Source organism: Virgibacillus doumboii (assembly GCF_902806455.1).
In the GTDB taxonomy this organism is placed as follows: Bacteria; Bacillota; Bacilli; order Bacillales; family Amphibacillaceae; genus Lentibacillus; species Lentibacillus doumboii.
Genome location: NZ_CADCWQ010000001.1, coordinates 1204351 through 1228787 on the forward strand (window position 1 = coordinate 1204351; position 24437 = coordinate 1228787).

Genomic DNA, 24437 nt, shown 5'->3' on the forward strand with positions numbered 1-24437 from the left:
CCCTTTTCTAGAAAAAATTACCGATCAGTAATGAAATGCCGAGTAAAAATCCATAAAATGTATTTGTTTTACCGGTAGCGACCATTGCCGGAAGCATTTCAATCGGCTTTGATTTTCCACGAAACTTTTTGATAACCTCAGCTGCTTTGAATACACTTAAGAATGTAATGACAGACCAAATTGTAAGCATGCCGGCAATAATGAAAGATGCTGTTAATCCAAATGCAATAATAAATAAGAAAGCAAGCAACCGGACGGCATTTTTTCTACCCAGAAGAATTGCGATGGTTTTACGCCCGTTTTCTTTATCCCCGTCCAAATCCCTTATATTATTAGACATCATGATTGCACCGATAAAAATAGCTATGGGAATTGAAATCCAGATAACAGAGCTTGTAATACTTAATGTTTGGATATAATAACTGATACCGATGATTACCGTGCCCATTAAAAAACCTGAACAGATTTCACCCAAAGGTGTATATGCGATTGGGACGGGGCCGCCAGTATATAAGTAACCAAAAAGCATGCAGACTAACCCGATAACAGCAATCCACCAGCTTGATTCGATACAAATATAAACACCAAGCAAAATAGCAATGCCGAAAAATACCAATGCCAGTCGCAGCACGGTTTTTGGTGAAATACCGTCACGCACAATAGTTCCTCCGATACCAACCGATTCCTCATTATCCAATCCGCGTACAAAGTCATAATACTCATTAAACATATTTGTAGCGGCTTGAATTAACATGGACGCGAGCAGCATTCCTAAAAACAGAAATATATTTATTCCACTATCATTGAGTGCCAGCATTGTTCCGACAAATACAGGAACAAAAGATGCTGTCAGGGTATGCGGCCGCAATAGACGCCACCATATATGAAAACCACTTTGCTCATTAAGGGTCTGTTTTATTGATTGATTTGTAGAAGGCATTGACGTTCTCTCCCTATTTATATATCAATATAATTTTAGGCAATTCGACAGGGGGTGTCAATTGGTAAAATTCATTAAATCGACATAGTTAAAAGTGATTCCTTGAGAAACCGGTCAAAAGAGAATAAAATAGATGTGGTACTTTGTGATTTGGTGTAAGTTACGGAGGTTTATTAAAGATGATTGAAATCAAAGAAGAACTGCTTGAGTCGCTGCTTGATGATGCGATTAGCCAAGCAAAACTGACTAATAAAACGAAACTGATCAGTATAACAAAAAAGATAAAAAAATTAGAACCGCTTCATTTTTTTGAATCAGCAAAGGATCTGTCGATGGATCGCACTTTTTGGACAAACACATCCGAGACGTTTTATCTTGTCGGTGCAGGAAGTGCATGTCACATAAGTGCCGGCGATGATCGTTTTCAAGAGACAGAGAGGCAATGGAAAAAATTGCATGAAGCAGCAATTATTCACAACCCGTATAAGTTTCCTGGGACAGGCCTGCTGGCAATGGGCGGTATGTCATTTGATCCAAGCATTCGCAAATCAGATCTATGGAATAAATTTGAGCCTAGTTCGTTCACGATTCCGAAGTTTATGTTAACCATTAATCGTGAAGGTTATTTTTTAACTACAAATGTACAGGTGAATCAGCATGACCATCCGGTTCAAATTGCTGATGGAATTAAAAAACATGAGGAAATACTGCTATCAAATTCAAACAATCCGTCAAAAGGAGCGCGAATCCATTCGCGTCAAGAGATTGCGCCGGAGCAATGGAAGGATACAGTTGTACGTGCCACTGAAGAGATAAAACAAAATGAAGCTGATAAAATAGTCCTTGCACGGGAAATGCGGCTTAAATTCACGGATGATGCAACAGTTTCCACCATATTAAATAAGCTTATATCCACACAGGCTAACAGTTATGTTTTTGCATTCGAAAGGGATGGTGATTGTTTTGTTGGCGCTTCGCCGGAACGATTGGTAAAACTGAAAAATAAACAGCTGCTCTCCACTTGTCTTGCTGGGACGGCACCAAGAGGGGTATCGATAGAGGAAGATAAACAAATTGCAGATACACTGCTTCATGATGAAAAAAACCGCAGTGAACATGAGTTTGTAGTCAAAATGATTAAGTCTGCAATGGAACGATATTGCAAAGATATTGAAATACCTGGTGAACCGATTATTTATCCGTTAAAAAATTTACAGCATTTGTATACGCCGGTTACGGCCACTTTAAAATCAGGATACAGCATTTTTGATATTATCGAACAACTTCACCCAACCCCGGCACTGGGTGGTGTACCGCGTGAAAAATCACTTGCCTTTATTCGTGAACATGAACGATTGGACCGCGGCTGGTATGGTGCACCGATTGGCTGGCTGGACAGCAATCAACATGGTGAGTTTGCTGTTGCCATTCGCTCGGGTCTTATCCAGGGTGACGAAGCTTCATTATTTGCAGGATGTGGAGTTGTGAGAGATTCAGATCCGGAAGCTGAGTACGAAGAAACGAATATTAAATTTTTACCGATGCTGTCCGTGCTGGGAGGCTACCAATGAATTATACAGAAACATTGACGAGGTATACGGCGAATTTTGTTGATGAGCTTTCCAAAAGTGGGATAACCAATGCAGTTATCTCACCCGGCTCCAGATCAACTCCACTTGCTATGACGTTGACCGAACATCCCGACATCAATCAGTGGGTCGTTATTGATGAACGCTCTGCAGCATTCTTTGCTTTAGGGCTGGCCAAAAAAACAAAACGCCCCGTAGCTATCATTTGTACTTCAGGTACTGCTGCTGCTAATTATTTCCCAGCGATTGTGGAAGCTCATTACAGCAGGGTACCATTAATTGTTTTGACTGCCGATCGCCCCCATGAATTACGTGATGTTGGGGCACCACAGGCTATTGAGCAGATTAAACTCTATGGTGACTATGTAAAATGGTTTCAGGAGATGGCTTTGCCTGAGGCTGACTTCAGTATGCTTGAATATGCCAGAAGCAAAGCATCCCGGGCAGTTAACACCGCTCAAGAAGGGAATGCAGGCCCGGTGCATTTAAACTTTCCGTTACGCGAGCCGTTAATTCCGGATTTCACGCTCGAAAATTTGTGGAGTCAAAAGGATGTTCAAGCATATTACCCTGCCAATACCGGGAAACGCAGGCTGTCTAATGAACAGATCAACCAGCTCCGTGAAAAATTACAATCTTATCAAAAAGGTTTGATTGTCTGCGGGCCACATATGGAAAGTAATATCGCGGACTCCGTAGTAAAGCTTGCGGCAGAATGGGGATTACCTGTTCTGGCAGATCCGTTATCCCAGGTCAGGTCCGGAAAGCATCAAAAAGACAATGTGATTGAAGGCTATGATGCGATTTTACGAAATGAAGCAATACGAGAACAGCTGAAACCGGATTATATCATCCGGTTTGGGGCAATGCCGGTATCCAAACCGTATCTTTTTTACGTGAAAGAACACCGTGATACAAAACAGTTTATCGTTGAAACGGAAGCGGGATATCGTGAACCTGCCGGAAACAGAACAGAATTTATTTATGCTGATCCAGTTGTGCTGTGTAATGATCTGGTCGATTCCAGTGATGTTACTTCAAATGCTAATTGGTTGGAGACTTGGCAAACGATGAATCAAGTTGCAAAAAAACTTCTGTTGGAAAACGAAGATACACAGTTACTTACAGAAGGAAATGCTGTTCGAAACTTGATGGAGGTTATTCCGGATAAGAGCAGCGTCTATGTTGGGAACAGTATGTCTGTCCGTGATCTGGATACGTTTTTCATGACTACACCCAAGACAGTTGAAATTTTGGCAAACCGTGGTGCAAACGGGATCGATGGAATGGTTTCAAGCGGAGCAGGTGCAGCGGCATCGGGTGACCCTGTTACATTGCTGCTTGGGGATTTGTCGTTTTTTCATGATTCAAACGGGATGCTCGCAGCAAAACATTACAACCTGAATCTGACAGTTCTTCTGATTAATAATAATGGTGGCGGTATCTTCTCGTTTTTGCCTCATGTAAACCATGAAAAACATTTTGAGGCATTATTTGGAACACCGCTGGATATCGATTTTCAGCAAATGGTTGAAATGTATGGTGGCAGCTACATAAATGTTCATACCGAACCTGAATTAAAAGATGCACTTTATAGCAGTTATCAGAGTCAGGGATTAACTGTTATTGAAGTCAAGACCGAACGGACAGCAAATATGGAATGGCATCGCAATAAATGGCAAAATATTGCAAATGAACTGCTGAACGATAAGGAATGATCCCATGTATTTCACAATAAATGATTCAAAATACTGGTATGAAGTAAACGGGGAAGGTGAACCAGTCCTTCTTTTACATGGATTTACCGGTACGACGGCCACATGGTCTTCTTTTGTTGAAGACTGGGCGAAAAAATATAAAGTTATCATGGTTGATCTTCCGGGACATGGAAAAACGGATGCATTTGCTCCTTGGTCTATGGATGTCTTTTGCGCAGATTTGGTTTCGTTTTTGAATCATTTGCAACTGGAGAAAGTACATCTTGTCGGGTATTCGTTAGGTGGTAGGACGGCTCTATCTTTTACTGTATTTTACCCGGAGCGGGTTAAGTCACTAATACTGGAGAGTGCGTCACCAGGTTTAGAACTTGCAAGTGAACGGGAAAATCGTATTCATAACGATGAACAGCTTGCACAGCGGATTGAACAGGATGGGATGGAGTCGTTCGTGGATTACTGGGAAATGATTCCCTTGTTCCGGACACAGGATAAACTATCATCCGAAATGAAAAGAAAGATTCGGGACGAACGGTTATCGCAATCGGCCAAAGGTCTCGCTCAGTCATTAAGGTTTATGGGAACAGGTTCACAGCCTTCCTGGTGGGATAGACTAAAGGATTTAACGGTACCTGTTTTACTGCTTGCAGGCGAACTCGATGACAAATTTATTGGTATTAATAAAAAGATGTTTTACCGCATGCCTTCAGCCGATTTGACAATAGTTGAGGATAGTGGACATGCAATTCATGTGGAACAGCCACGAATTTTTGGTAAAATAGTAAATGGGTTTTTTACGAACCATTAAAAAAAGCTACATAATGAAATTAAAGGAGGATAACAATGACTGTACAATGGGAAGAAGCTAAGAAGTATGAGGAGATTATATACGAAAAGTATGATGGGATTGCAAAAGTAACGATGAACCGTCCACAGGTTCACAATGCGTTTACACCGCTGACCGTACAGGAAATGATTGATGCTTTCTCAGATGCACGTGATGATTCATCAATCGGTGTAATTATACTTGCAGGAGCTGGTGACAAAGCATTCTGTTCAGGTGGAGACCAGTCAGTAAGAGGACATGGTGGATATGTCGGGGATGACCATGTGCCACGCTTAAATGTACTTGACCTGCAACGTTTGATTCGTACAATTCCTAAACCTGTTATCGCTATGGTATCCGGATATGCCATTGGCGGAGGACATGTTTTACACGTTGTATGTGACCTGACAATTGCAGCAGACAATGCCATTTTTGGTCAGACAGGCCCGAAAGTGGGAAGCTTTGATGCCGGTTATGGTGCTGGCCTGCTTTCAAGAATGGTCGGTCATAAACGCGCCCGTGAAATTTGGTACCTGTGCCGTCAGTACAATGCTGATGAGGCATATGAGATGGGTATGGTTAACAAAGTGGTACCACTTGAGCAGTTGGAGGAAGAAACATTGCAATGGTCCAATGAAATGCTGGAAAAATCACCGACAGCACTCCGTTTCCTGAAAGCTTCCATTAATGCGGATGTTGACGGCTGGGCTGGTCTTCAGCAAATGGGCGGCGACGCAACACTTCTGTACTATACGACCGATGAGGCAAAAGAAGGCCGTGACGCATTCAAAGAGAAAAGAAAACCGGACTTCAAGAAATTCCCGCGTTTTCCGTGATCAAATAATAATTTTTTACGAAAAACCTTTGCTGCTGACAGGCAAAGGTTTTTCATTTAAATACGGAAGGAGACCTTACCATGGCTGAGACCATACCCCATTGGCTGTCAAAACAAGCCGAACTGGCACCTGATAAAACTGCAATAGAACTTGAAAATGAAACAACAATAACTTTTTTTGAATTGAAAAAGAAAAGTCAGCAATTTGCAAAAAAATTATCCCGATTGGACATCACGCAGGATTCACGTGTTGGGATTCTATCTGCAAATCACGTTGATATGGTTATTGCAATTCATGCGCTAAGCTATCTTGGAGCCGTTGTGGTAATGCTTAATACACGTTTAACGGATAAAGAACTGGATTATCAGATTAATGATGCCGGCGTTTCACTTGTCCTGGCGCAAAATACTGATCGAAATCTTGACGTTACGATACAACGCTTTTCAGAGGTATGGAAACTTGATGAGCAGCCAGCTGAACTGCGGACAGAAATTAATTTGGATAAGCTGTTTACGATTATCTATACTTCAGGAACTACCGGTTTCCCGAAAGGTGTTATGCACACATATGGTAATCATTGGTGGAGTGCAGTAGGATCAATGCTGAACCTGGGACTGAACAGTGATGATAAATGGATGGCGGCCTTGCCAATCTTCCATGTAGGGGGTCTGTCCATTTTTCTCCGTAGTATAATATACGGAATGCCGGTTTATTTAGTTGAAAAATATGACAAACAGATTATGCATGAGGCAATTATGACGAAAAGCGTTACAATCGTATCTGTTGTTACAGTCATGTTAAATGACTTAATCAATCATCTGGGTAATAATCGTTACCCGGAATCGCTGAGGTGTATGTTACTTGGTGGTGGACCGGCACCAAAGTCAATGTTGGAAGATGCCAAAAAACGTAATATGCCTGTTTTTCAATCCTATGGCATGACGGAAACATCATCACAAATTGTAACACTGAGTCCTGATGATGCACTGAATAAAATTGGATCCTCGGGCAAACCATTATTTCCTGCACAATTCAAAATTGATGCCAATGAAGGTGAAATCGGTGAAATTTTTGTAAAAGGACCAATGGTTACAAAAGGTTATTTAAATAATGAAACTGCAACCAATAAAACGATTACGGATGGATGGCTGGCAACCGGCGATTTGGGTTATCTTGACCATGAAGGATTTTTATACGTTGTGGATCGCCGGAAAGATTTAATCATATCAGGTGGCGAGAATATCTATCCAACTGAAATTGAAAGTGTTTTATCCGGTATGAAAGCAATTCATGAAGCAGGTGTTGTTGGGAAGAAAGATGCTAAATGGGGACATGTCCCTGTAGCTTTCATTGTTGCATCCGGGAAAATAACGGAAGAGGCTATATTCGAATATGCCGAAAAAAAACTTGCCCGTTATAAACTGCCAAAAGAAATTCACTTTGTTGAGAAGCTTCCTAGAAATGCATCGAACAAACTTGTAAGAAGTAAGCTGCAGCAGTATTTGAAAGACGATAATGTTAATTAATTTTGCTTCTCATATATATTATCGAATCTGAAAGCAAATAGGTGGCATGGAAAATAAATTTTTTGATTTTCATTGAAAATGATTCTCAAAGTCATTGACTTCTATCCAAAAACCAAATAAACTATAAATATAATGTTATTAGGATAAATGTGCATATACATAATGTATGTGTCGCTTAAGTGCAAGAATGTAAACGTAGGGAGAGATTCCGATGCAAACGTTAACAGCTAAGGATTTAACACTTGGCTACGGGGAAGATATAATCATTGATGATTTAAATATAACAATACCTAAAGGTGAAATCACTGTATTTATTGGTGGTAACGGATGCGGAAAATCCACATTGTTGCGTTCACTTGCACGTCTTTTGAAACCAAAAGGCGGTGACGTTGTACTGGATGGTGAGGATATTGCGAAAATGGGCACGAAAGATGTAGCAAAAAAGCTTGCCATTTTACCGCAAAGTCCTGTAACACCGGAAGGATTGACAGTTAAGGAACTTGTTAAACAAGGCAGACATCCTTACCGCGGCTTTTTAAAACAATGGTCCAACGATGATGATAATGCTGTTAATAAAGCACTTGAAGCAACAAATATGATGGATCTTAAAGACCGATCAGTTGATTCATTATCCGGTGGCCAACGCCAGCGTGCATGGATTGCTATGACATTGGCACAGGAAACTGATACGATTTTATTGGATGAACCTACAACATACTTAGATATGACCCATCAAATTGATGTGCTGGATTTACTGTTTGAACTAAATGAAAAAGACGGACGCACTGTTGTTATGGTCTTACATGATTTGAATCTTGCGTGCCGTTACGCCCACCATATTGTTGCAATAAGAGATAAAAAAGTCTTTGCTCAGGGTAAGCCTGAAGAGATTGTTACTTGTAATTTGGTTCATGAAGTTTTCCAAATGAAATGTGACGTAACGTTTGATCCGATGTTCGGGACTCCAATGTGCATACCACACGGCAGAGGGCGATGTATATTCGCCAGGGGAGCCGGTGCAGCACAATCGGCAGTGAATTAAATATTTCAATCCAAACCTCATCAGTAATAACAGCTGATGGGGTTTTAAAATTTCATACATGCATTCTCTATATTTAGGCAAATTACTAATAGGAGGTGCATTATGGAGAAAAAGAAATATTATATAAATACGGGCAGTCTGGAAATATCGCAAATTAAATATGATAATAATGAAGAATTTATAATTCATGCAACAGATGATGAGGTCCGTATTTTACGTGAGAAAATGAATAATATGCATGATGCTGATCTCGGAACTTTTCTGCGTTCACATGTTCCAATTGTCCCGTATCATAACGATACAGCAAATGATAACTATGACGACAGTATAACTGAAGCATATCGGATGATTTACGAATTAGGTGACGAGGATACAAAAGAACATATCGATAGTATAGGTGTTTTGTCAGACAGGCATCTGTAAACCATTAACACGGAATAAGATTAATCTCTTATTCCTATTTTTTATGCTAATTTTTTCCTTATTAAGTTTATGGATAATGGTTTAAAGGAATATTATAAACAGGATAAGCTTATACATAAATACTGGGAGGGAACAGCCATGAAGAAAAATAAGCAACGGATGTATTTAACAGGTTCTATTGGATTAGCTATTATTTTACTATTATCGTTTATAATTCAGACAGGCGGATTACTGCACTCAGCATCGGCAGTTAATTACAGTGAAATCCATAAAACTTCCAAAACCAGTAAAGTACAGGTAAAAACAATGAATACTGCTGCCAAAAATCAAATCTCACATGAGCAGATTGTTTCCCTTACTGAAGAATTTATGGATATCCTTGTACAGGATACGAACAACCAATACAAGGTTATTCATTTTGATACGAAGGAAGCGTTATTGAAAGAATTTGAGAGAGTTACTATAAGAAACGTAGCAGCAAAATATGTTGATTATTATTTTCAGGAAAAAAAGAACGGATTATTTATTCGTCCAACCGAAACACCGCCATGGTTTAATGCGGGAAATGATTATGATATGATAAAAGTGGAAGACAATGTTGTCAAAGTAGTTCAAAAGAATAAAACCGATTTATACGGAGCCTATACCGTGAAATTTGAATTCACCTATGATAACCAATGGAAAATAACGAATATTGCATATGAATAACTCGACTTATTTATGAAAGCAGTTGAAATAATGTACACTTTCAAAGACTATTACCAAAATGAAGTAAAATTATCGTTTGAGGATCATCCTTTTTCAAAAAAACCAAAACATGTCTGGGTCATTTGCAAATATAAGGGGAATTGGCTGCTGACCAAACATAAAGACCGAGGACTTGAATTCCCCGGTGGAAAGGTCGAAAAAGGGGAAGCTGCGCTTGAAGCGGCAATTCGGGAAGTGATGGAAGAAACCGGAGGAACCATTGAACACATTAATTATGTCGGTCAATATATTGTTGCAGGTAAAGGCGGTACCATTATTAAAAATGTTTATTTTGCTGAGATAGCGGGCCTGATGGAACAAAGAACGTATTATGAAACAGAAGGACCGGTTGTATTGGAAGCAATTCCGGACGATGTGAGGGTTAATGAGCAGTACAGTTTTATTATGAAAGATGGCGTTTTAACGCGTAGTATGGAGTATATTGATAAAAACTACTAATTGATATGTTGGAATTAATAAAATAGGAAAACCAATAAAAAATCGCCCTGATAAGGCGATTTTTTATTGTGTATGCTTAATCAGCCATCCCTCGATCCGCTCGACAATTTTGTACATTATTGCGGCAAAGATAGCAATGATGATCAAACTGGACATAACGAGAGTGAAGTCAAATACCTGGAATCCATAAACAATCAGATAGCCCAATCCTTCTTTTGATACAAGGAATTCTCCGACGATTACCCCGACCCAGGAAAGGCCGACATTAACTTTAAGCGTGGAGATCATTGCGGGCAATGTTGCAGGAAAGACAGCCTCCTTAAAAATCTGTTTTCTGTTGGCTCCGAAACTTTTTAGCACTTTTTCATAATTGGGGTCGACTTCCCGGAAAGCGGAATAAACAACGAGTGTCGTAATAACTACTGAAATGATGGCTCCCATTGCGATGATGGAAATATATCCCGGCCCCAGTGCCACAATTATTATCGGTCCAAGGGCAACTTTAGGCATCGCATTCATAACAACAAGGTAAGGGTCCATTATTTTGGAAAACCGTAATGATGACCACAACACAGTTGCGATGACAATTCCCATAATGGTTCCGATCAGAAAGCCCAAAATCGTTTCAAATAGCGTTACCTGCAAATGCGTTAGAATGGATCCGTCTGAAAATTTTTCCATAAGCAGGTTAATAATTTCGGATGGTGAGCTGAATAATAATGGGTCAATCCAATACATGCTGCTGGCCAGTTCCCATAAGGCGAAAAAAGAAATCAGGATGACGAACTGCCACGTGAAGACGATTTTTTTCTCACGCTTCAGTTGTTTTTTGTATTGTTCAAACAGGTGGTAATCTGTTTTACGATTCATAATCGGGAATCACCACCTTTGCTCCTGATGAAATTTCTTCGTTTTTATTTAACTCTTTCCATATTTTATCAAACAGAATTTGGTACTTTGGATGTCTCCGTACTAAAAATGGCATTTCGTTACGCAATTCCAACGGTACTTCAAACGTTTTTGCGATGCATCCCGGATTGGCATCCATCAGGATAATACGATCACTCATCGCTATAGCCTCGCCGATATCATGCGTAACGAGCACAGCGGTTTTGTTGTATGTTTTAAGAAGCTGTGACACAAGATCCTCTAGTTTCAGTTTTGTTTGATAGTCCAATGCTGAGAAAGGTTCATCCAATAACAATATTTTCGGGTCGGTTATCAGTGTACGGACTAACGCAACGCGTTGTCGCATACCGCCGGAAAGGGAATTTGGATAATCCTGAGCCACACCGGACAGACCAACTTCTTCCAGAAGCGTTAAAGCTTTTTCCTTCGTTTCTTTTGTTTGATCATTGACGATTTTAGGGCCAATCAATACATTATTGATGATTGTTTTCCATGGAAATAAATAATCCTGCTGCAGCATATACCCAATGGCAAGGTCAGATTTACTCAAGGGCTGCTGATTCAGATGAACACTTCCGGCAGTTTGTTCAATAATCCCTGCAATGATTGAAAGGATTGTTGACTTTCCACAGCCACTGGGACCCAGTAACGCTACAAATTCCCCTTCATTAACGGAAAAAGAAATATTATCTAATGCTTTTGTATAGCTTTTTTTTGAAAAATAATGATGTGAAACATTTTCTAAGGTAAGAAATGACATAGTTTTCCCTCCTTAGTTTCCGATTACTTCCTCAGCATATTTAGTATTTACAAGCTCATCATATGGAACATCGGCAGGGAGTTCACCTGCTTCGTCCATAATATCTTTCAGGTTATTCCATTCCTCTTTACCAAGAATTGGATCAGTTGCAAATGAGCCTTGATTTTTATAGCGCTCAATGGAGGATGCGAGCATATCAAGCTCAGTATCTTCAAAGTATGGTTGAATTACTTTTGCTATCTCTTCCGCACTATGTTCCTGGACCCATTTTTGCGCTTCGTATACCGCTTTTGTAAATTTCTTTGTAGTTTCTTCGTTTTCTTTTATAAAGCTTTGTTTAGCCATAAATACAGTGTATGGCACATGACCGGATTCTTCACCGAATGAAGCGATGATATGACCTTTTCCTTCTTTTTCAAAAATGCTGGCAGTTGGTTCAAAGAGCTGAACATATTCAGCATCACCCGATACGAAAGCACCCGGGATGTTTGCAAAGTCAACATTCTGCAGCAGATTTAGATCGGCGTGCGGATCGATATCATGCTTTTTCAAAACAAATTCGCCAACAATTTGTGGCATTCCACCTACACGCTGACCAAGGAAGGTGCTGCCCTTTAAGTCATCCCACTTAAAATTTGGTTTTGGTTCTTTTGCAACCAGGAAAGTGCCATCTGTTTGTGTTAATTGTGCAAAATTGACTGCGTAGTCTTTTGAATCTTGAGCATACACGTAGATGGAAGTTTCTGATCCGACAAGTGCCACGTCTGCTCCGTCAGACAATAGAGCGGTCATGGTTTTGTCACCGCCCCATGTTGTTTGCAGTTCAACGTCGAATCCCTGATCCTTAAAGAATCCCTTTTCAATTGCTACATATTGAGGGGCGTAGAACAATGATCTGGTAACTTCAGCTATTTTAATTGTTGTTTTTTCACCGGAACTGCAAGCTGTAACAAAAATAAGCAATATACATGAAAATAAAGCGATACAGAAACGTTTTTTCATATTATTCGATCCTTTCACATTCATGTTATGGTATGCCATAGCCTATGACCAGGTAAAAAAATGTGTGAATGCCTATTTATTGTTTTTTAAGGCTGATTTTAAAGACTCTTATTATTTACGTTATTTTGAAGAATGGAATCTATTTCTCAATTTCCATATAATGCGAACTACGGTTGAGTGCTATGACACCGCTCCGGAAATATACTTCGCTTTCCGCGGGAAGCTGGTGAGCCTCCGAATCGCTATCGCGTTTCGTAGTCTCACCTAGGCTTTTCTTCCCGCAGGAGTCTACGTATATTTCCTACGCTGGTTTCGTGCGTTGTTCGTTTTTTCTGTTACACGTTTTCGTTATGTCCCAACCTTCTAGCTTGCTCTTCTAGTTGACAAGGAAAGCTGGACAGTGGCACATCGCATAAAAAAAGTGGTTTTACTTTTCGGGGAATTTCTCATATTCCAGCTGCTGGTTTGGTGAGTTTAAATATCTTACTCTAACCAGATGGTTAAAAGCAAAAACTTAGCGGAGGAAATACGCTGAGACTCCTGTGGGAGGAAAGGCCTAGGAGTCTGTCCGACGGAATGAATAATTTGTCAAAACCAAGCAGGAATACCTTCTCTTATCTCGAACTCTACATGTAGAATCTAAATGTTCGTAAAAAAAGAAAGGGGTATCTCGGATGGCCAAGTTTAAACCGTATTTAATGGAACAAGGGGAAATGATTCCGACGTACTTTGGAGATCTGATTTCGGGGGACCATTTGGCTCGTTCCATTAGTGACATTGTCGAACAGTTGGATCTTTCGGAAATCATGAATCAATATACGCATCAAGGAGAAGAAGCTTACCATCCGAAGTTGCTAATCAAGATATTATTTTATGGCTATGCGGAAGGGTTTTTTTCTTCCCGTAAATTAGGGATTGCCGTTCGTGAAAATATTCCTTTTCGATGGTTGGCTGCTGGTCAGAAGCCTGATCACCGTACGATCAGTGATTTTCGCAAGAACAATTTGAAAACTTTGGCTGGCTTATTTAGCCAAATCGTGCAAATTGCACAGGAACTTGGCCATATTTCCCTTGGGCATGTAAGTATTGACGGTTCCAAGATCAAAGCCCATGCTTCCAAACATAAAGCAATGTCCCGAGGCCGCATGAAAAAAGAACTTGAGCGCCTGGAAAGGGAAATCACCGAAACATTGGAAAAAGCACAGGAACAAGATGAACTTGAAATGGAAGATGAACCGGAAGACCCCCGACACCAAGGTATACAAGACCGTCAACAACGATTGGAAACCATTAAGGGTGCACTGCAACAACTGAAAGAACGTAAACCGGAAGCTTCTTCCGCGACGCCCGAAAAAGACCAGGTTAATTTCACAGATGAAGATTCACGGATTATGAACACGAAAACCCAGGGTGTTATACAAGGCTACAATCCCCAAATTGCGGTTGATTCCGACAATGGGTTGATTGTTGGTTATAAAATGAGTCAAAATTCCAGCGATCAAGGACAGTTTGAAGATGTCTTATCTTCCATTCAAGAGAATACAGGAACGGTGCCGGAAAAGGTCACAGCGGACGCTGGTTATTTTAGTGCTGACAATATCCAACAAGCGGAAGCATATGGAACGGACGCTTATATTGCAGCGACCAAAGAAAGCAAACAAACCGGGAACCCATATGACAAATCAAATTTCACCTATGATCCAGACCAAGAAACGTATATCTGCCCTATAGGCAAGAAAATGGATCTCAAAAAAATTAAATACAAGAACAATGAGAAGAAACCCACCCAATGGATTTATGAATGCCAAGCATGCCCGGAATGTCCTTTTCAACGTGAATGCGTAAAGGCTAAATCTAAATCCGGAAAGCGAACCATGACACGTACGGAAGCCGATCCTGTTCGTGAATCTATGAGAACAAAGGTCCAAAGTGACGAAGGAAAAGCTATTTACAAGCAACGCAAAGCGATTGTAGAGCCGGTATTTGGTCAAATCAAGGAATGCCAGGGATTCCGACAATTTCACCTCCGTGGAAAAGATAAAGTGGAAGGTGAGTTCGAGCTGCTCGCACTGAGCCATAACCTAAGAAAACTTCATACCCTCAAACATTCCAAAAAACCTAAAGTGGATGAACGGAAGAAGTATGTCCAAAATCAGAAAAAAGCAGCATAATGGACTACAACAGGGGTGTGTTTAGGCCCTATTTCCTTCAAAAACAGCTTTTAGATAAAAGTTTTACAAGAAATCGGTTCGATAAAACAATTTAAGTTACTTCGTCGGACAGACTCCTAGATGAGACATCTGAGTGCGTAAGCACGAAGAGGGCTCAACAGCCGCCCATGGAAAGCGAAGTGTATTTCCGCAGCGGTGTTTTTACTCTCAACTGTTTTTAAAGTAGTTCGCATTTTATGTCAATTGCGTTCTCAGGCAGCAACAATTTACGCGAAAACAGACCTATTAAAAATCAATATATAAAAAAACCGGCCTCGAAAAACGAGACCGGTTGTCAGGATCAACTGACGACTTTTTCCTTCATATTTTAAAATCCTTTTGGGATGAGGAAACGGTTGTTATTCAGGTTTCCAAATTGGACCTGCTTGCTTGATTTCATCACTTGCAAGTTTGAACTTTTTAAAGTTCTCATGAAATTTCTTTGCGAGTGATTTTGCTTCTTCTTCATAAGCAGCTTTATCTGCCCATGTGTTTATTGGTACTAAAACTTCATCAGGTACACCAGGTACATGCATTGGGATTTCCAACCCAAAGATGTCATCCTTGGTTGTTTCAGCTGAATTAAGTTCACCTTCGAGTGCGGAGTGTACCATTGCCCTGGTATAAGAAAGTTTCATGCGTTTACCAACGCCATATGAACCACCAGTCCATCCTGTATTTACCAGGAATACATTTGAATTGTACTGGTCAATTTTCTCACCAAGCATGTTCGCATATGTTGATGGCGCAAGTGGCAGGAATGGTGAACCAAAACAGGCTGAGAATGTTGCCTGTGGCTCTGTTACACCACGTTCTGTACCAGCAAGTTTACTCGTGTATCCACTCAGAAAATGGTACATTGCCTGTTCTTTTGTCAGCTTGCTGATTGGCGGCAGTGTTCCGGATGCATCAGCAGTTAAAAAAATGATTGTGTTTGGATGCCCGGCTACACTTGGTGAAACAATATTATCAATGTTTTCCAGCGGATAGGCTGCACGAGTGTTTTCTGTCAAGGATGTATCATCATAATCAGGTTCACGTGATTCGTCATCAAGGACTACGTTTTCAAGCACGGAACCGAATCGGATTGCATTATAAATTTGCGGTTCTTTTTCCTGTGATAGATTAATACATTTGGCGTAACAGCCGCCTTCAATGTTAAAAATACCATTCGGACTCCAGCCGTGCTCGTCATCACCAATAAGGCGTCGGTACGGATCTGCTGATAATGTCGTTTTGCCCGTTCCTGAAAGCCCGAAGAACAAAGCTACGTCACCTTCCTGTCCGACATTGGCTGAACAGTGCATTGATAATATGTCCTGTCGGGGAAGTAAGTAATTCATGACAGAAAAAATGGATTTTTTGATTTCACCAGCATACTCGGTACCGCCAATTAAGATGACTCGTTTTTTAAATGAAACGAGAATAAATGTTTCGGAATTTGTACCGTCCACTTCCGGATCTGCTTTAAATGTAGGAGCAGACACAATAGTAAACTCTGATTGATGGTCTTTTAATTCTTCATCAGTTGGTGTAATAAATAATTGACGGGCAAATAGGTTATGCCATGCATATTCATTAATTACCTGAATTGGCAGGCGGTATTTTGCATCTGCCCCTGCAAATCCATTGAACAGGAATATTTCATTTTTATCTTTTAAGTAAGCAACAACTTTTTCATGTAATTTATCAAATGACTCTTCATCAATTGCCTGGTTTACAAGTCCCCAATCTATAAATTCTTCACATTCTTCGTCACGTACGATAAATTTATCCTTTGGGGAACGACCTGTATATTTTCCTGTAGTAGCCCTGACTGCTCCTGTTGCAGTTAATACTCCCTCACCTCTTGAACGTATTTTTTCTACTAAGCGAGGCACAGCCAGGTTCCTTTGTAAATTGTTATGCGAAAGTAAATCTTTCAATAAAAGCGATTGTTCCACCGTTTTCATTTTTGATACCTGCCTTTTTCAGATGGATTTGTATGGAAGTCATTAGCATTCCAAGTCAGATTATTTAAATATGCTATTAGTATAACACATTAATTACATTAGTCCATACTATTAATAAGATTATTTATATGAAACTTTGATGACATTAGTGTTGGGAATCGATAAATAGTTGACATGATAGTGTTAATTCGTTACGATAATTTTCGAACGGATACTCTCTTATTCAGAGTTGGTGGAGGGACAGACCCAATGAAGCCCGGCAACCGTCACTAAGGTGAAAAGGTGCTAATCTGGTGCAAGGATTTTCCTTGAACAATAAGAGCGAAAGGCCACAATTCCTTTCCTCATGATTGCAGGAAAGGATTTTTGTTTTTATATAGAAAAGTTTAACAAAACATATACTGAAAAGATAGAGTTCCGTACCACAATTCAAAGGGAGGATTTAGCCACATGGCTGTAAATCGTCGTTTATTTACATCTGAATCTGTAACGGAAGGACATCCGGATAAAATATGTGATCAGATTTCAGATGCGATACTGGATGAAATTTTATCAAAAGACCCAAATGCAAGGGTAGCCTGCGAGACAACAGTAACAACAGGCTTAGTATTAGTCTCAGGGGAAATTACTACTACTACTTATGTGGATATTCCTGCAATCGTTCGTCAAACAATTAAGGATATCGGCTATACTCGGGCAAAATACGGCTTTGACGCTGAAACATGCGCAGTGCTGACAGCCATTGATGAACAATCTGCTGATATTGCAGGCGGGGTTGATACTGCATTGGAAGCTCGTCAAGGGAAAATGAGTGATGAAGAGATAGCATCAATCGGTGCTGGTGACCAGGGATTGATGTTTGGATTCGCCTGTGATGAGACAAATGAATTAATGCCGTTGCCTATTTCACTTGCCCATAAACTGGCAAAAAGGCTTGCAGATATGCGTAAAGAAAAAGTATTGGATTATTTGCGCCCTGATGGTAAAACACAAGTCACGATTGAGTATGATGAAAACGATAACCCGGTTAAAGTGGATACGATCGTCATTTCAACTCAGCACCATCAGGATATTAAGAGGGAACAGATTGAATCGGATCTGATTGAACATGTAATTCGTCCAGTTGTGCCAGCAGGTCTGCTGGATGATACGACAAAGTATATTATTAACCCGACAGGCCGCTTCGTCATTGGCGGGCCGCAGGGAGATGCGGGTTTGACCGGCCGAAAAATAATTGTTGATACGTACGGTGGATATGCACGCCATGGCGGGGGAGCTTTCAGTGGCAAGGATTCCACTAAGGTGGACCGTTCAGCAGCATATGCAGCACGTTATGTTGCTAAAAATATTGTTGCTGCCGATCTGGCAAAAACATGTGAAGTTCAGCTCGCGTATGCAATTGGAGTTGCCGAACCTGTTTCGATTTCCATTAATACATTTGGAACGGGTGTTGTCAGTGAAGAAGAATTGGTTGCAGCAGTGCGTAAATTATTTGATCTACGCCCGGCGGGAATCATCCGAATGCTCGATTTGCAGCGTCCAATATTCAGAAATACTGCAGCATATGGTCATTTTGGCAGAACAGATATCCTGTTCCCATGGGAAAAAACAGATAAGACAGAAGAATTGCAGGCATTAGTAAAACAATAATTTCAGTGGAAACCGGTTGGTAGCATACCAAATCTCATAATGATTGGTATGCTATTTTATTGAGCGAATTATTTTCGTATACTATTTATGTATGTGTTTACCGCACTGAGCAATAGCGGAAAACTGTATACCAAAGTAATGTATATATTTTTTCCAGTCATTTATGATATAATTTGAAGGATTCAACACGAAAGCGAGGCAGAAGCAATGTGTGGTTTTATCGGTATGATTCGGAGTAACCCAAGTACCCCGAACGATGAAAGTAAAAATTTATTTAAAAAGCAAAACAATATCATTAGCCATAGAGGACCTGATGATGAAGGATATTATCATGATGAATACATATCATTCGGTTTTAGAAGGCTAAGTATTATAGATCTGGAATGCGGACACCAGCCATTGAGTTACGATGATGATAAAATATGGCTTATTTTTAATGGTGAGATTTATAATTATGTGGAGTTACGCAAGGAGTTACTGGAGGAAGGCTATGAATTCGCAACAGAGTCTGATACAGAAGTTATTGCCGCATTGTTTGCAAAACATAAAGAAAATGCCTTTCAATATTTAAGAGGCATGTTTTCCATTCTTGTTTGGGACAAGGAGCAGGAGACACTTTATGGAGCCCGGGATCCGTTCGGCATTAAGCCGTTGTTTTACCATGAAACGGATGAAGGCACGGTTTTTGCTTCGGAAAAGAAAAGCATTGCATTGTTCATGGAAAACGAAGAAGTCGATAATGATGCATTACAGCACTATTTAAGTTTTCAGTTCGTTCCGGAACCAATGACGATGACGAAAGGAGTTAACAAGGTTGAACCGGGACATTATTTTATCAAAAAACCAGACAAGCCGATGAAATTTGAACGTTATTGGCATGCAACGTTTACACCGGTTTTAATGGACAAGCAGGACTGGATCAGGCGGATTCAGGATGTTATGTATGATTCGGTCAATGTGCATATGCGCAGTGACGTTCCGGTTGGATCATTTTTATCCGGTGGGATTGATTCGACAATTATTGTTGCAATGGCAAAAAAATTTAACCCGAATATTAAGACGTTCTCGGTGGGATTTGAGCGGGAAGGCTATTCGGAAGTTGACGTTGCAAAAGAAACTGCTGAAAGATTAGGTGTCGAAAATATTTCATATATTATTCCACCCGAAGAATACATCGAAAAGCTGCCGAAAATTATGTGGCATATGGATGATCCGTTAGCTGATCCATCATGTGTACCACTGTACTTCCTTGCCCGTGAAGCACGGAAACACGTTACTGTTGTGTTGTCAGGTGAAGGGTCCGATGAATTGTTTGGAGGATATAACATTTACCGTGAGCCGGAATCACTGAAAATGTTTAATTCTGTACCGACGCCGGCAAAACATCTTCTGGCCCGGGTAGCAGATGTAATGCCTGAAGGAGTGCGCGGAAAGAGCTTTCTGGAGCGGGGAACAACCCCATTGCGTGAGCGTTATATCGGGAATGCAAAAATGTTTGAAGACGAGGAAAAACGTCAACTAATGAAGCATTTCAATGAAAATTTATCGTATCAGAATATTACTGGGAAACTGTTTGATCATGTGCAGGATTACCCGCTTGTTAACCAGATGCAATACGTTGATATTCATACATGGATGCGCGGTGATATTTTACTGAAGGCCGATAAGATGACGATGGCAAACTCACTTGAGCTGCGTGTTCCTTTTCTAGATAAAGAAGTGTTTAGTGTTGCCCGTGAAATTCCTGTCGATATGAAAATTGCGAACGGCACGACGAAAAGTATTCTGCGTGAGGCGTCGCGTGGAATTATTCCGGACCACGTGCTTGACCGCAAAAAACTTGGATTCCCGGTTCCAATCCGTCATTGGCTAAAAAATGAGCTTAACAGCTGGGCAAAACAACTGATTCAGGAAAGCCAGACCGATTATTTGCTGTACAAGTCATATGTCCTTGATTTGCTTGATGCGCATTGTCAGGGCAAAGGTGATTACAGCCGAAAAATCTGGACCGTTCTGATGTTCATGCTGTGGCATCAAATCTTTGTTGAAAATAAGTTTGATATTGATGAGTTAAGTAAACCAGATAGTCATATTAAAGAAATAACCGCTTCACTTTAAATTAGCCTTTTCTCGTAAGTTTGTTGCATTCCAACCTCGTTGTAGATATATACTGCGAACTACTTTGAATAGAGTTGAGTGCTACAACACCGCTGCGGAAATACACTTCGCTTTCCGTGGGCGGCTGATGAGCCTCCTTGTTCCTTCGTCACTGCGGAGTCTCATCTAGGCCTCTGCTCCCACAGGAGTCTCAGCGTATTTCCTCCGCTGGTTTTACGTTATGAATCCATTGGCTGGACTAGAAATCGTTATAGAAAAACGCATGATGCCACATCACTAGTCGGCAACAATCTATACGAAAACAGTCTTAAAAAAACAGGCGATACGGTTTAGAAGACCGTTATCGCCTGTTTTCCCATTTGAATCCATGCAGCTTTAAATTCGTTGATTGGCGCCTTTTCTTCCCGGTTTAACGGATCATTAAAATAAATATATTCTTGATCATAACCAGTAATTAAAACGGAATGTTCTTTCATGGTTATATCAATTGGACCATCTTCTGTTTGCCATGTTGTAAAAAACGTTTCAGGCAGTTTATTATATTCCGCATTTATAATTACCCAAACAGGACGATTTTGATTGAGCTGATTAATTATTTCTGAAAAGTTCCTTCCGGTAAAATCGTACACACGCTCAATGCCGACATACTGAGCAGCGAGGTCCGCAATTGGTCCATGGTAGACCCCAAGTCCGGGATTATCAAATGAATACATATCACCAACAAACCCGTTATTTGGATTACCGAAGTAGACGCCGTTTTTAGTCGTTTGGTATGGTGTTTTATCCTTTTTGACTCGTTCAGCAAGTTCCATTTTATCCACATCGACCCCACTATACTTTAGCAGCATGCCAAGACTTGTTACCTCGCAGCCACGTGGCAGCTCCGGTAATTGCTTAATGTGTGGTGCGTCAAGGTGAACGGAACCTTTAATTTCATATTGTGAAATATATTTCTCAGTTGGCTTAACAATGTGCGTATCAGCTTTCACTGTATCACGGGCGAAAGCCGCTTTATTTTCATTCACATAAACAACACCTATTAGAAATGCTGTTACCATGAATGCAGTCCCATATAGTTGAAATGACTTTTTCACCCAATTTAAGGTGATTTTACTGCTCAGCAAAATAAAAATAAGTGCAATTAAACAGGACAGCAGGAATAAATGTATAAACATATTTGAACACTCCATGGTAATTATACTCTTTATTTCGGTTGAGGGTATTAAAATGTAAAGTTTATAATTCCAATCCGAGGCTGGTGTTATGCTTATAGTAATGCCCTTTTTCCACGTATGAATTTCGTACGCGTTCCATTTCATCATAATCTTTTTGTGCAAGTTTACGGACAACCTTCACAGGTCTGCCGAATGCCAATGAGTGAGGTGGGATTTTTTTACCCGGAGGTACTAAACTTCCTGCACCGATAAAAGCATGTTCGCCGATTTCAGCCCCATCAAGAATGACAGATCCCATTCCAACAAGTGCGTTGTTGCGAATGGTGCATGCATGTAGTGTTACCTGATGGCCAACAGTGACACCATCTTCAACAGTAACCGGCAAGTTGGGACTTTGGTAAATTAAAGAAAGGTCCTGAATGTTGACGCGTTTGCCAATTCGTGTTGGTGCAACATCTCCTCGAATAACGGTTTTGAACCATATACTTGACTGTTCATCGATTTTCACATCACCAACAACTGTGGCGTCGTTTGCAATAAAAACGGATTTATCAATTTGAGGTTCTGTATTTTTATAAGGCTGTATCATTTGAATCCCCCTAAAAATTATGGTGATATATGTAGTATAACAAATATTTCCTGAACCTATCATGAATGCATCTGAATTGGAGGAGTGGGTGTTGGGCTACAACATACCGAAAACATCAGTAACATTAATGGCAGCAGTTTACCGAAAAATTTTCCCGGCAGTTAACCAGGAATTAGCCTTTTGGGAAAAACGGGCCAAACAGATTCCGGATGATGAATTACGGACACAGGCACTTGCAAGTATTGAATCGAAACGGTTTCATTGTCTGGGCGGAGCAGTTTTTGCATTGCTGGCCGGATTCAGGTGGAGAGATGCCATCCGTTTTATAGTTGCTTATCAAACAATAAGTGACTATCTGGACAACCTATGTGATCGGAGTACTTCTATGGACCCGAATGATTTTCGCCTATTGCATGAAGCGATGGTCGATGCATTGAACCCTGGAAATCCGATGAAAAATTATTATGCATTACGGGAAGAAACATCAGATGGTGAATATTTATCGGATCTTATTCGTACTTGTCAAAAGACGGTACGGAACCTGGAAAAACAAGAACTTATTCAAGATTATCTTCTAAACCTGGAAGGATTATACGGAGATCTTCAAGTATATAAACATGTCAAAGTGGACGAACGAATCCCCCGGTTAACGGAATGGTTTGAAGCAAATAAAGGGGATTTATCACAGTTGGCGTGGTATGAATTTTCTGCCGCAGCCGGTTCAACGTTGGGTATATTTTGCCTTGTGTCCTATACATTAGGTGGCAAAATGAGCAAGGGATTGGCCGAGAACATATTTCATAGCTATTTTCCTTTTATGCAGGGGTTACATATTTTACTGGATTATTATATTGATCAGGAAGAAGACAGAGAAGAGAAGGACCTGAATTTCTGCTGTTTTTATAAAAATCAGGAAGCAATGAAGGAACGGTTTATTTATTTTATCGAACAGGCAGGTAAAGAAATCCAGTCATTGCCTGATAAAAATTTTCACGACATGGTTTGCCAGGGGCTTGTTGGGTTATATTTAGGCGACCCGAAAGTCAACAGGCTTGAGAACGGGATCGCAATGAAAGAAAAGTTACTACGTGTCAGCGGAAGCAGTGCAAGGTTTTTTCACTGGAACACAAAACTTTATCATAAGGTCAAGAAAACCCGGGGATAAACCGGGTTTAGTTGATGGCAACGTTCAATTACGCTTTTGAATTGCCAATATAAATGGCGGGTCATTTTTTTGGTTAATGAATCCATAACACAGTACATGAAATTGTTTCTGGTCCAGCAGGCGAGTGTATCTTAACAGTTGCTCCTTTTCTTTTTCTCCACCTTGGTGACCGTGGTAGACAACCAGTACAACAATACCGTTTTGCTTCATATGTGACAGGATTCCTTCAATTGCCAGGATGGTTGACTCACTTCTGGTGATGATTGATTTGTCACTGCCGGGCAGATAGCCAAGATTAAATATCGCTCCACCCAGCCTTGTCAGTTTATCAACTGAAATATGGTGAATGAAATTGCTATGACTGTCTTTGATGATTGTTGTATTGGTCAGTTGATTTTCAGATAAACGTTCTTTTGTATTGTTAACAGCCTTGTCCTGGATATCAAATCCGAAGACATGACCGGTTTCACCAACCAGTTTACTTAGAAAAACAGTGTCATGTCCATTTCCGCATGTTGCATCAATAACGGTATCTCCTTTATGGATAGCCTCCCCAAGCAGGTAGTGGGAGTAATTGATAATTCCTCTGATCATAATAGGGCTCCTTTTATGTACATTACTAATATAATTTTATCACGTTCATTTCCTTAAAAGAAACATTGCGTCTTGATGCTTGACAAGGCTTCACACATTGATTAGAATTCAATATACATATACTATCGACTATGCGAAGGACTAGTAGTAAATTTGTTCAGGTAAAGCGAGGCAGTGGCAGGTGAAAACTGTTCCTGACGATTTATGAAC

21 protein-coding genes, 1 riboswitch and 1 other annotated feature (1 of these 23 running past the window's edge) are annotated in these 24437 nt (G+C 40.3%); of the genes, 13 read left to right on the forward strand and 8 right to left on the reverse strand.

Features of this window, described 5'->3' with window-relative positions; genetic code table 11:
* Positions 1–7: 7 nt before the first annotated feature.
* Entirely contained in the window at positions 8–940 is a 933-nt protein-coding gene (locus tag G6R02_RS05770) for a 1,4-dihydroxy-2-naphthoate polyprenyltransferase (RefSeq protein WP_164668287.1), read from the reverse strand.
* Between the two features lie 179 nt (positions 941–1119).
* On the opposite strand from G6R02_RS05770, the gene G6R02_RS05775 reads away from it, so the two are divergent.
* The 9 genes from G6R02_RS05775 (at position 1120) to ytkD (ending at position 10103) form a co-directional block, all read left to right on the forward strand.
* Positions 1120–2511, forward strand: a complete 1392-nt coding sequence (locus G6R02_RS05775) for an isochorismate synthase (RefSeq protein ID WP_164668288.1) — start codon at positions 1120–1122, stop codon at positions 2509–2511.
* Positions 2508–4247 carry a 2-succinyl-5-enolpyruvyl-6-hydroxy-3-cyclohexene-1-carboxylic-acid synthase gene (menD, locus tag G6R02_RS05780; protein WP_164668289.1) on the forward strand — a complete coding sequence of 580 codons (1740 nt, stop codon included), beginning with the start codon at positions 2508–2510 and terminating at the stop codon, positions 4245–4247. The genes G6R02_RS05775 and menD overlap by 4 nt, the downstream gene beginning before the upstream one ends.
* A 4-nt stretch (positions 4248–4251) precedes the next feature.
* Entirely contained in the window at positions 4252–5052 is an 801-nt protein-coding gene (menH, locus tag G6R02_RS05785) for a 2-succinyl-6-hydroxy-2,4-cyclohexadiene-1-carboxylate synthase (RefSeq protein ID WP_164668290.1), read from the forward strand.
* A 35-nt stretch (positions 5053–5087) separates the two neighbouring features.
* Positions 5088–5906 (forward strand): 1,4-dihydroxy-2-naphthoyl-CoA synthase, encoded by an 819-nt coding sequence (gene menB / locus G6R02_RS05790; protein WP_164668291.1) that lies wholly within the window; start codon positions 5088–5090, stop codon positions 5904–5906.
* 80 nt (positions 5907–5986) lie between these two features.
* Positions 5987–7432 (forward strand): o-succinylbenzoate--CoA ligase, encoded by a 1446-nt coding sequence (locus G6R02_RS05795; protein ID WP_164668292.1) that lies wholly within the window; start codon positions 5987–5989, stop codon positions 7430–7432.
* A 211-nt stretch (positions 7433–7643) separates the two neighbouring features.
* Positions 7644–8474 carry an ABC transporter ATP-binding protein gene (locus G6R02_RS05800; RefSeq protein WP_164668293.1) on the forward strand — a complete coding sequence of 277 codons (831 nt, stop codon included), beginning with the start codon at positions 7644–7646 and terminating at the stop codon, positions 8472–8474.
* A gap of 102 nt (positions 8475–8576) precedes the next feature.
* Positions 8577–8897: a hydrolase gene (locus G6R02_RS05805; RefSeq protein WP_164668294.1), complete on the forward strand. Its 321-nt coding sequence runs from the start codon at positions 8577–8579 to the stop codon at positions 8895–8897.
* Between the two features lie 138 nt (positions 8898–9035).
* Positions 9036–9605 carry a hypothetical protein gene (locus tag G6R02_RS05810; protein ID WP_164668295.1) on the forward strand — a complete coding sequence of 190 codons (570 nt, stop codon included), beginning with the start codon at positions 9036–9038 and terminating at the stop codon, positions 9603–9605.
* Positions 9606–9635: 30 nt separating this feature from the next.
* Positions 9636–10103: an RNA deprotection pyrophosphohydrolase gene (ytkD, locus tag G6R02_RS05815; protein ID WP_164668296.1), complete on the forward strand. Its 468-nt coding sequence runs from the start codon at positions 9636–9638 to the stop codon at positions 10101–10103.
* A gap of 63 nt (positions 10104–10166) precedes the next feature.
* Here the strand turns inward: ytkD and G6R02_RS05820 are convergent, their stop codons facing one another.
* The 3 genes from G6R02_RS05820 to G6R02_RS05830 are packed head-to-tail and all read right to left on the reverse strand — an operon-like array spanning position 10167 to position 12774.
* Positions 10167–10973, reverse strand: a complete 807-nt coding sequence (locus G6R02_RS05820) for an ABC transporter permease (protein WP_164668297.1) — start codon at positions 10971–10973, stop codon at positions 10167–10169.
* Complete coding sequence (locus G6R02_RS05825) at positions 10963–11772, reverse strand: ABC transporter ATP-binding protein (RefSeq protein WP_164668298.1); 810 nt, start codon at positions 11770–11772, stop codon at positions 10963–10965. The genes G6R02_RS05820 and G6R02_RS05825 overlap by 11 nt, the downstream gene beginning before the upstream one ends.
* A gap of 12 nt (positions 11773–11784) precedes the next feature.
* Positions 11785–12774 (reverse strand): ABC transporter substrate-binding protein, encoded by a 990-nt coding sequence (locus tag G6R02_RS05830; protein WP_164668299.1) that lies wholly within the window; start codon positions 12772–12774, stop codon positions 11785–11787.
* 698 nt (positions 12775–13472) lie between these two features.
* On the opposite strand from G6R02_RS05830, the gene G6R02_RS05835 reads away from it, so the two are divergent.
* Positions 13473–14945 carry an IS1182 family transposase gene (locus G6R02_RS05835; protein ID WP_164668300.1) on the forward strand — a complete coding sequence of 491 codons (1473 nt, stop codon included), beginning with the start codon at positions 13473–13475 and terminating at the stop codon, positions 14943–14945.
* 398 nt (positions 14946–15343) lie between these two features.
* On the opposite strand, the gene pckA is transcribed toward G6R02_RS05835, so the two are convergent.
* Complete coding sequence (pckA, locus tag G6R02_RS05840; protein ID WP_164668301.1) at positions 15344–16936, reverse strand: phosphoenolpyruvate carboxykinase (ATP); 1593 nt, start codon at positions 16934–16936, stop codon at positions 15344–15346.
* Between the two features lie 216 nt (positions 16937–17152).
* A riboswitch (SAM riboswitch) is annotated at positions 17153–17258 on the forward strand.
* A gap of 128 nt (positions 17259–17386) precedes the next feature.
* Here pckA and metK point away from each other — a divergent pair.
* Positions 17387–18586: a methionine adenosyltransferase gene (gene metK, locus G6R02_RS05845; protein ID WP_164668302.1), complete on the forward strand. Its 1200-nt coding sequence runs from the start codon at positions 17387–17389 to the stop codon at positions 18584–18586.
* A gap of 207 nt (positions 18587–18793) precedes the next feature.
* Entirely contained in the window at positions 18794–20704 is a 1911-nt protein-coding gene (asnB, locus tag G6R02_RS05850; RefSeq protein ID WP_164668303.1) for an asparagine synthase (glutamine-hydrolyzing), read from the forward strand.
* A 329-nt stretch (positions 20705–21033) separates the two neighbouring features.
* Here asnB and G6R02_RS05855 read toward each other — a convergent pair whose 3' ends face one another.
* On the reverse strand, positions 21034–21879 hold the full coding sequence (locus tag G6R02_RS05855; protein WP_164668304.1) for a C39 family peptidase: 846 nt from the start codon (positions 21877–21879) through the stop codon (positions 21034–21036).
* Between the two features lie 61 nt (positions 21880–21940).
* Positions 21941–22468, reverse strand: coding sequence for a gamma carbonic anhydrase (locus tag G6R02_RS05860; RefSeq protein WP_164668305.1), 528 nt, complete (start codon positions 22466–22468; stop codon positions 21941–21943).
* Between the two features lie 88 nt (positions 22469–22556).
* Between G6R02_RS05860 and G6R02_RS05865 the strand changes: the two genes are divergently transcribed.
* Complete coding sequence (locus tag G6R02_RS05865) at positions 22557–23633, forward strand: tetraprenyl-beta-curcumene synthase family protein (RefSeq protein WP_425509020.1); 1077 nt, start codon at positions 22557–22559, stop codon at positions 23631–23633.
* Positions 23634–23657: 24 nt separating this feature from the next.
* Here the strand turns inward: G6R02_RS05865 and mnmM are convergent, their stop codons facing one another.
* The gene (mnmM, locus tag G6R02_RS05870; RefSeq protein ID WP_164668307.1) at positions 23658–24227 is read right to left on the reverse strand and encodes a tRNA 5-(aminomethyl)-2-thiouridylate-methyltransferase MnmM; all 570 of its coding nucleotides are present in this window, start codon (positions 24225–24227) and stop codon (positions 23658–23660) included.
* A gap of 122 nt (positions 24228–24349) precedes the next feature.
* Positions 24350–24437: a binding site (T-box leader), on the forward strand; it runs 128 nt beyond the window's last position.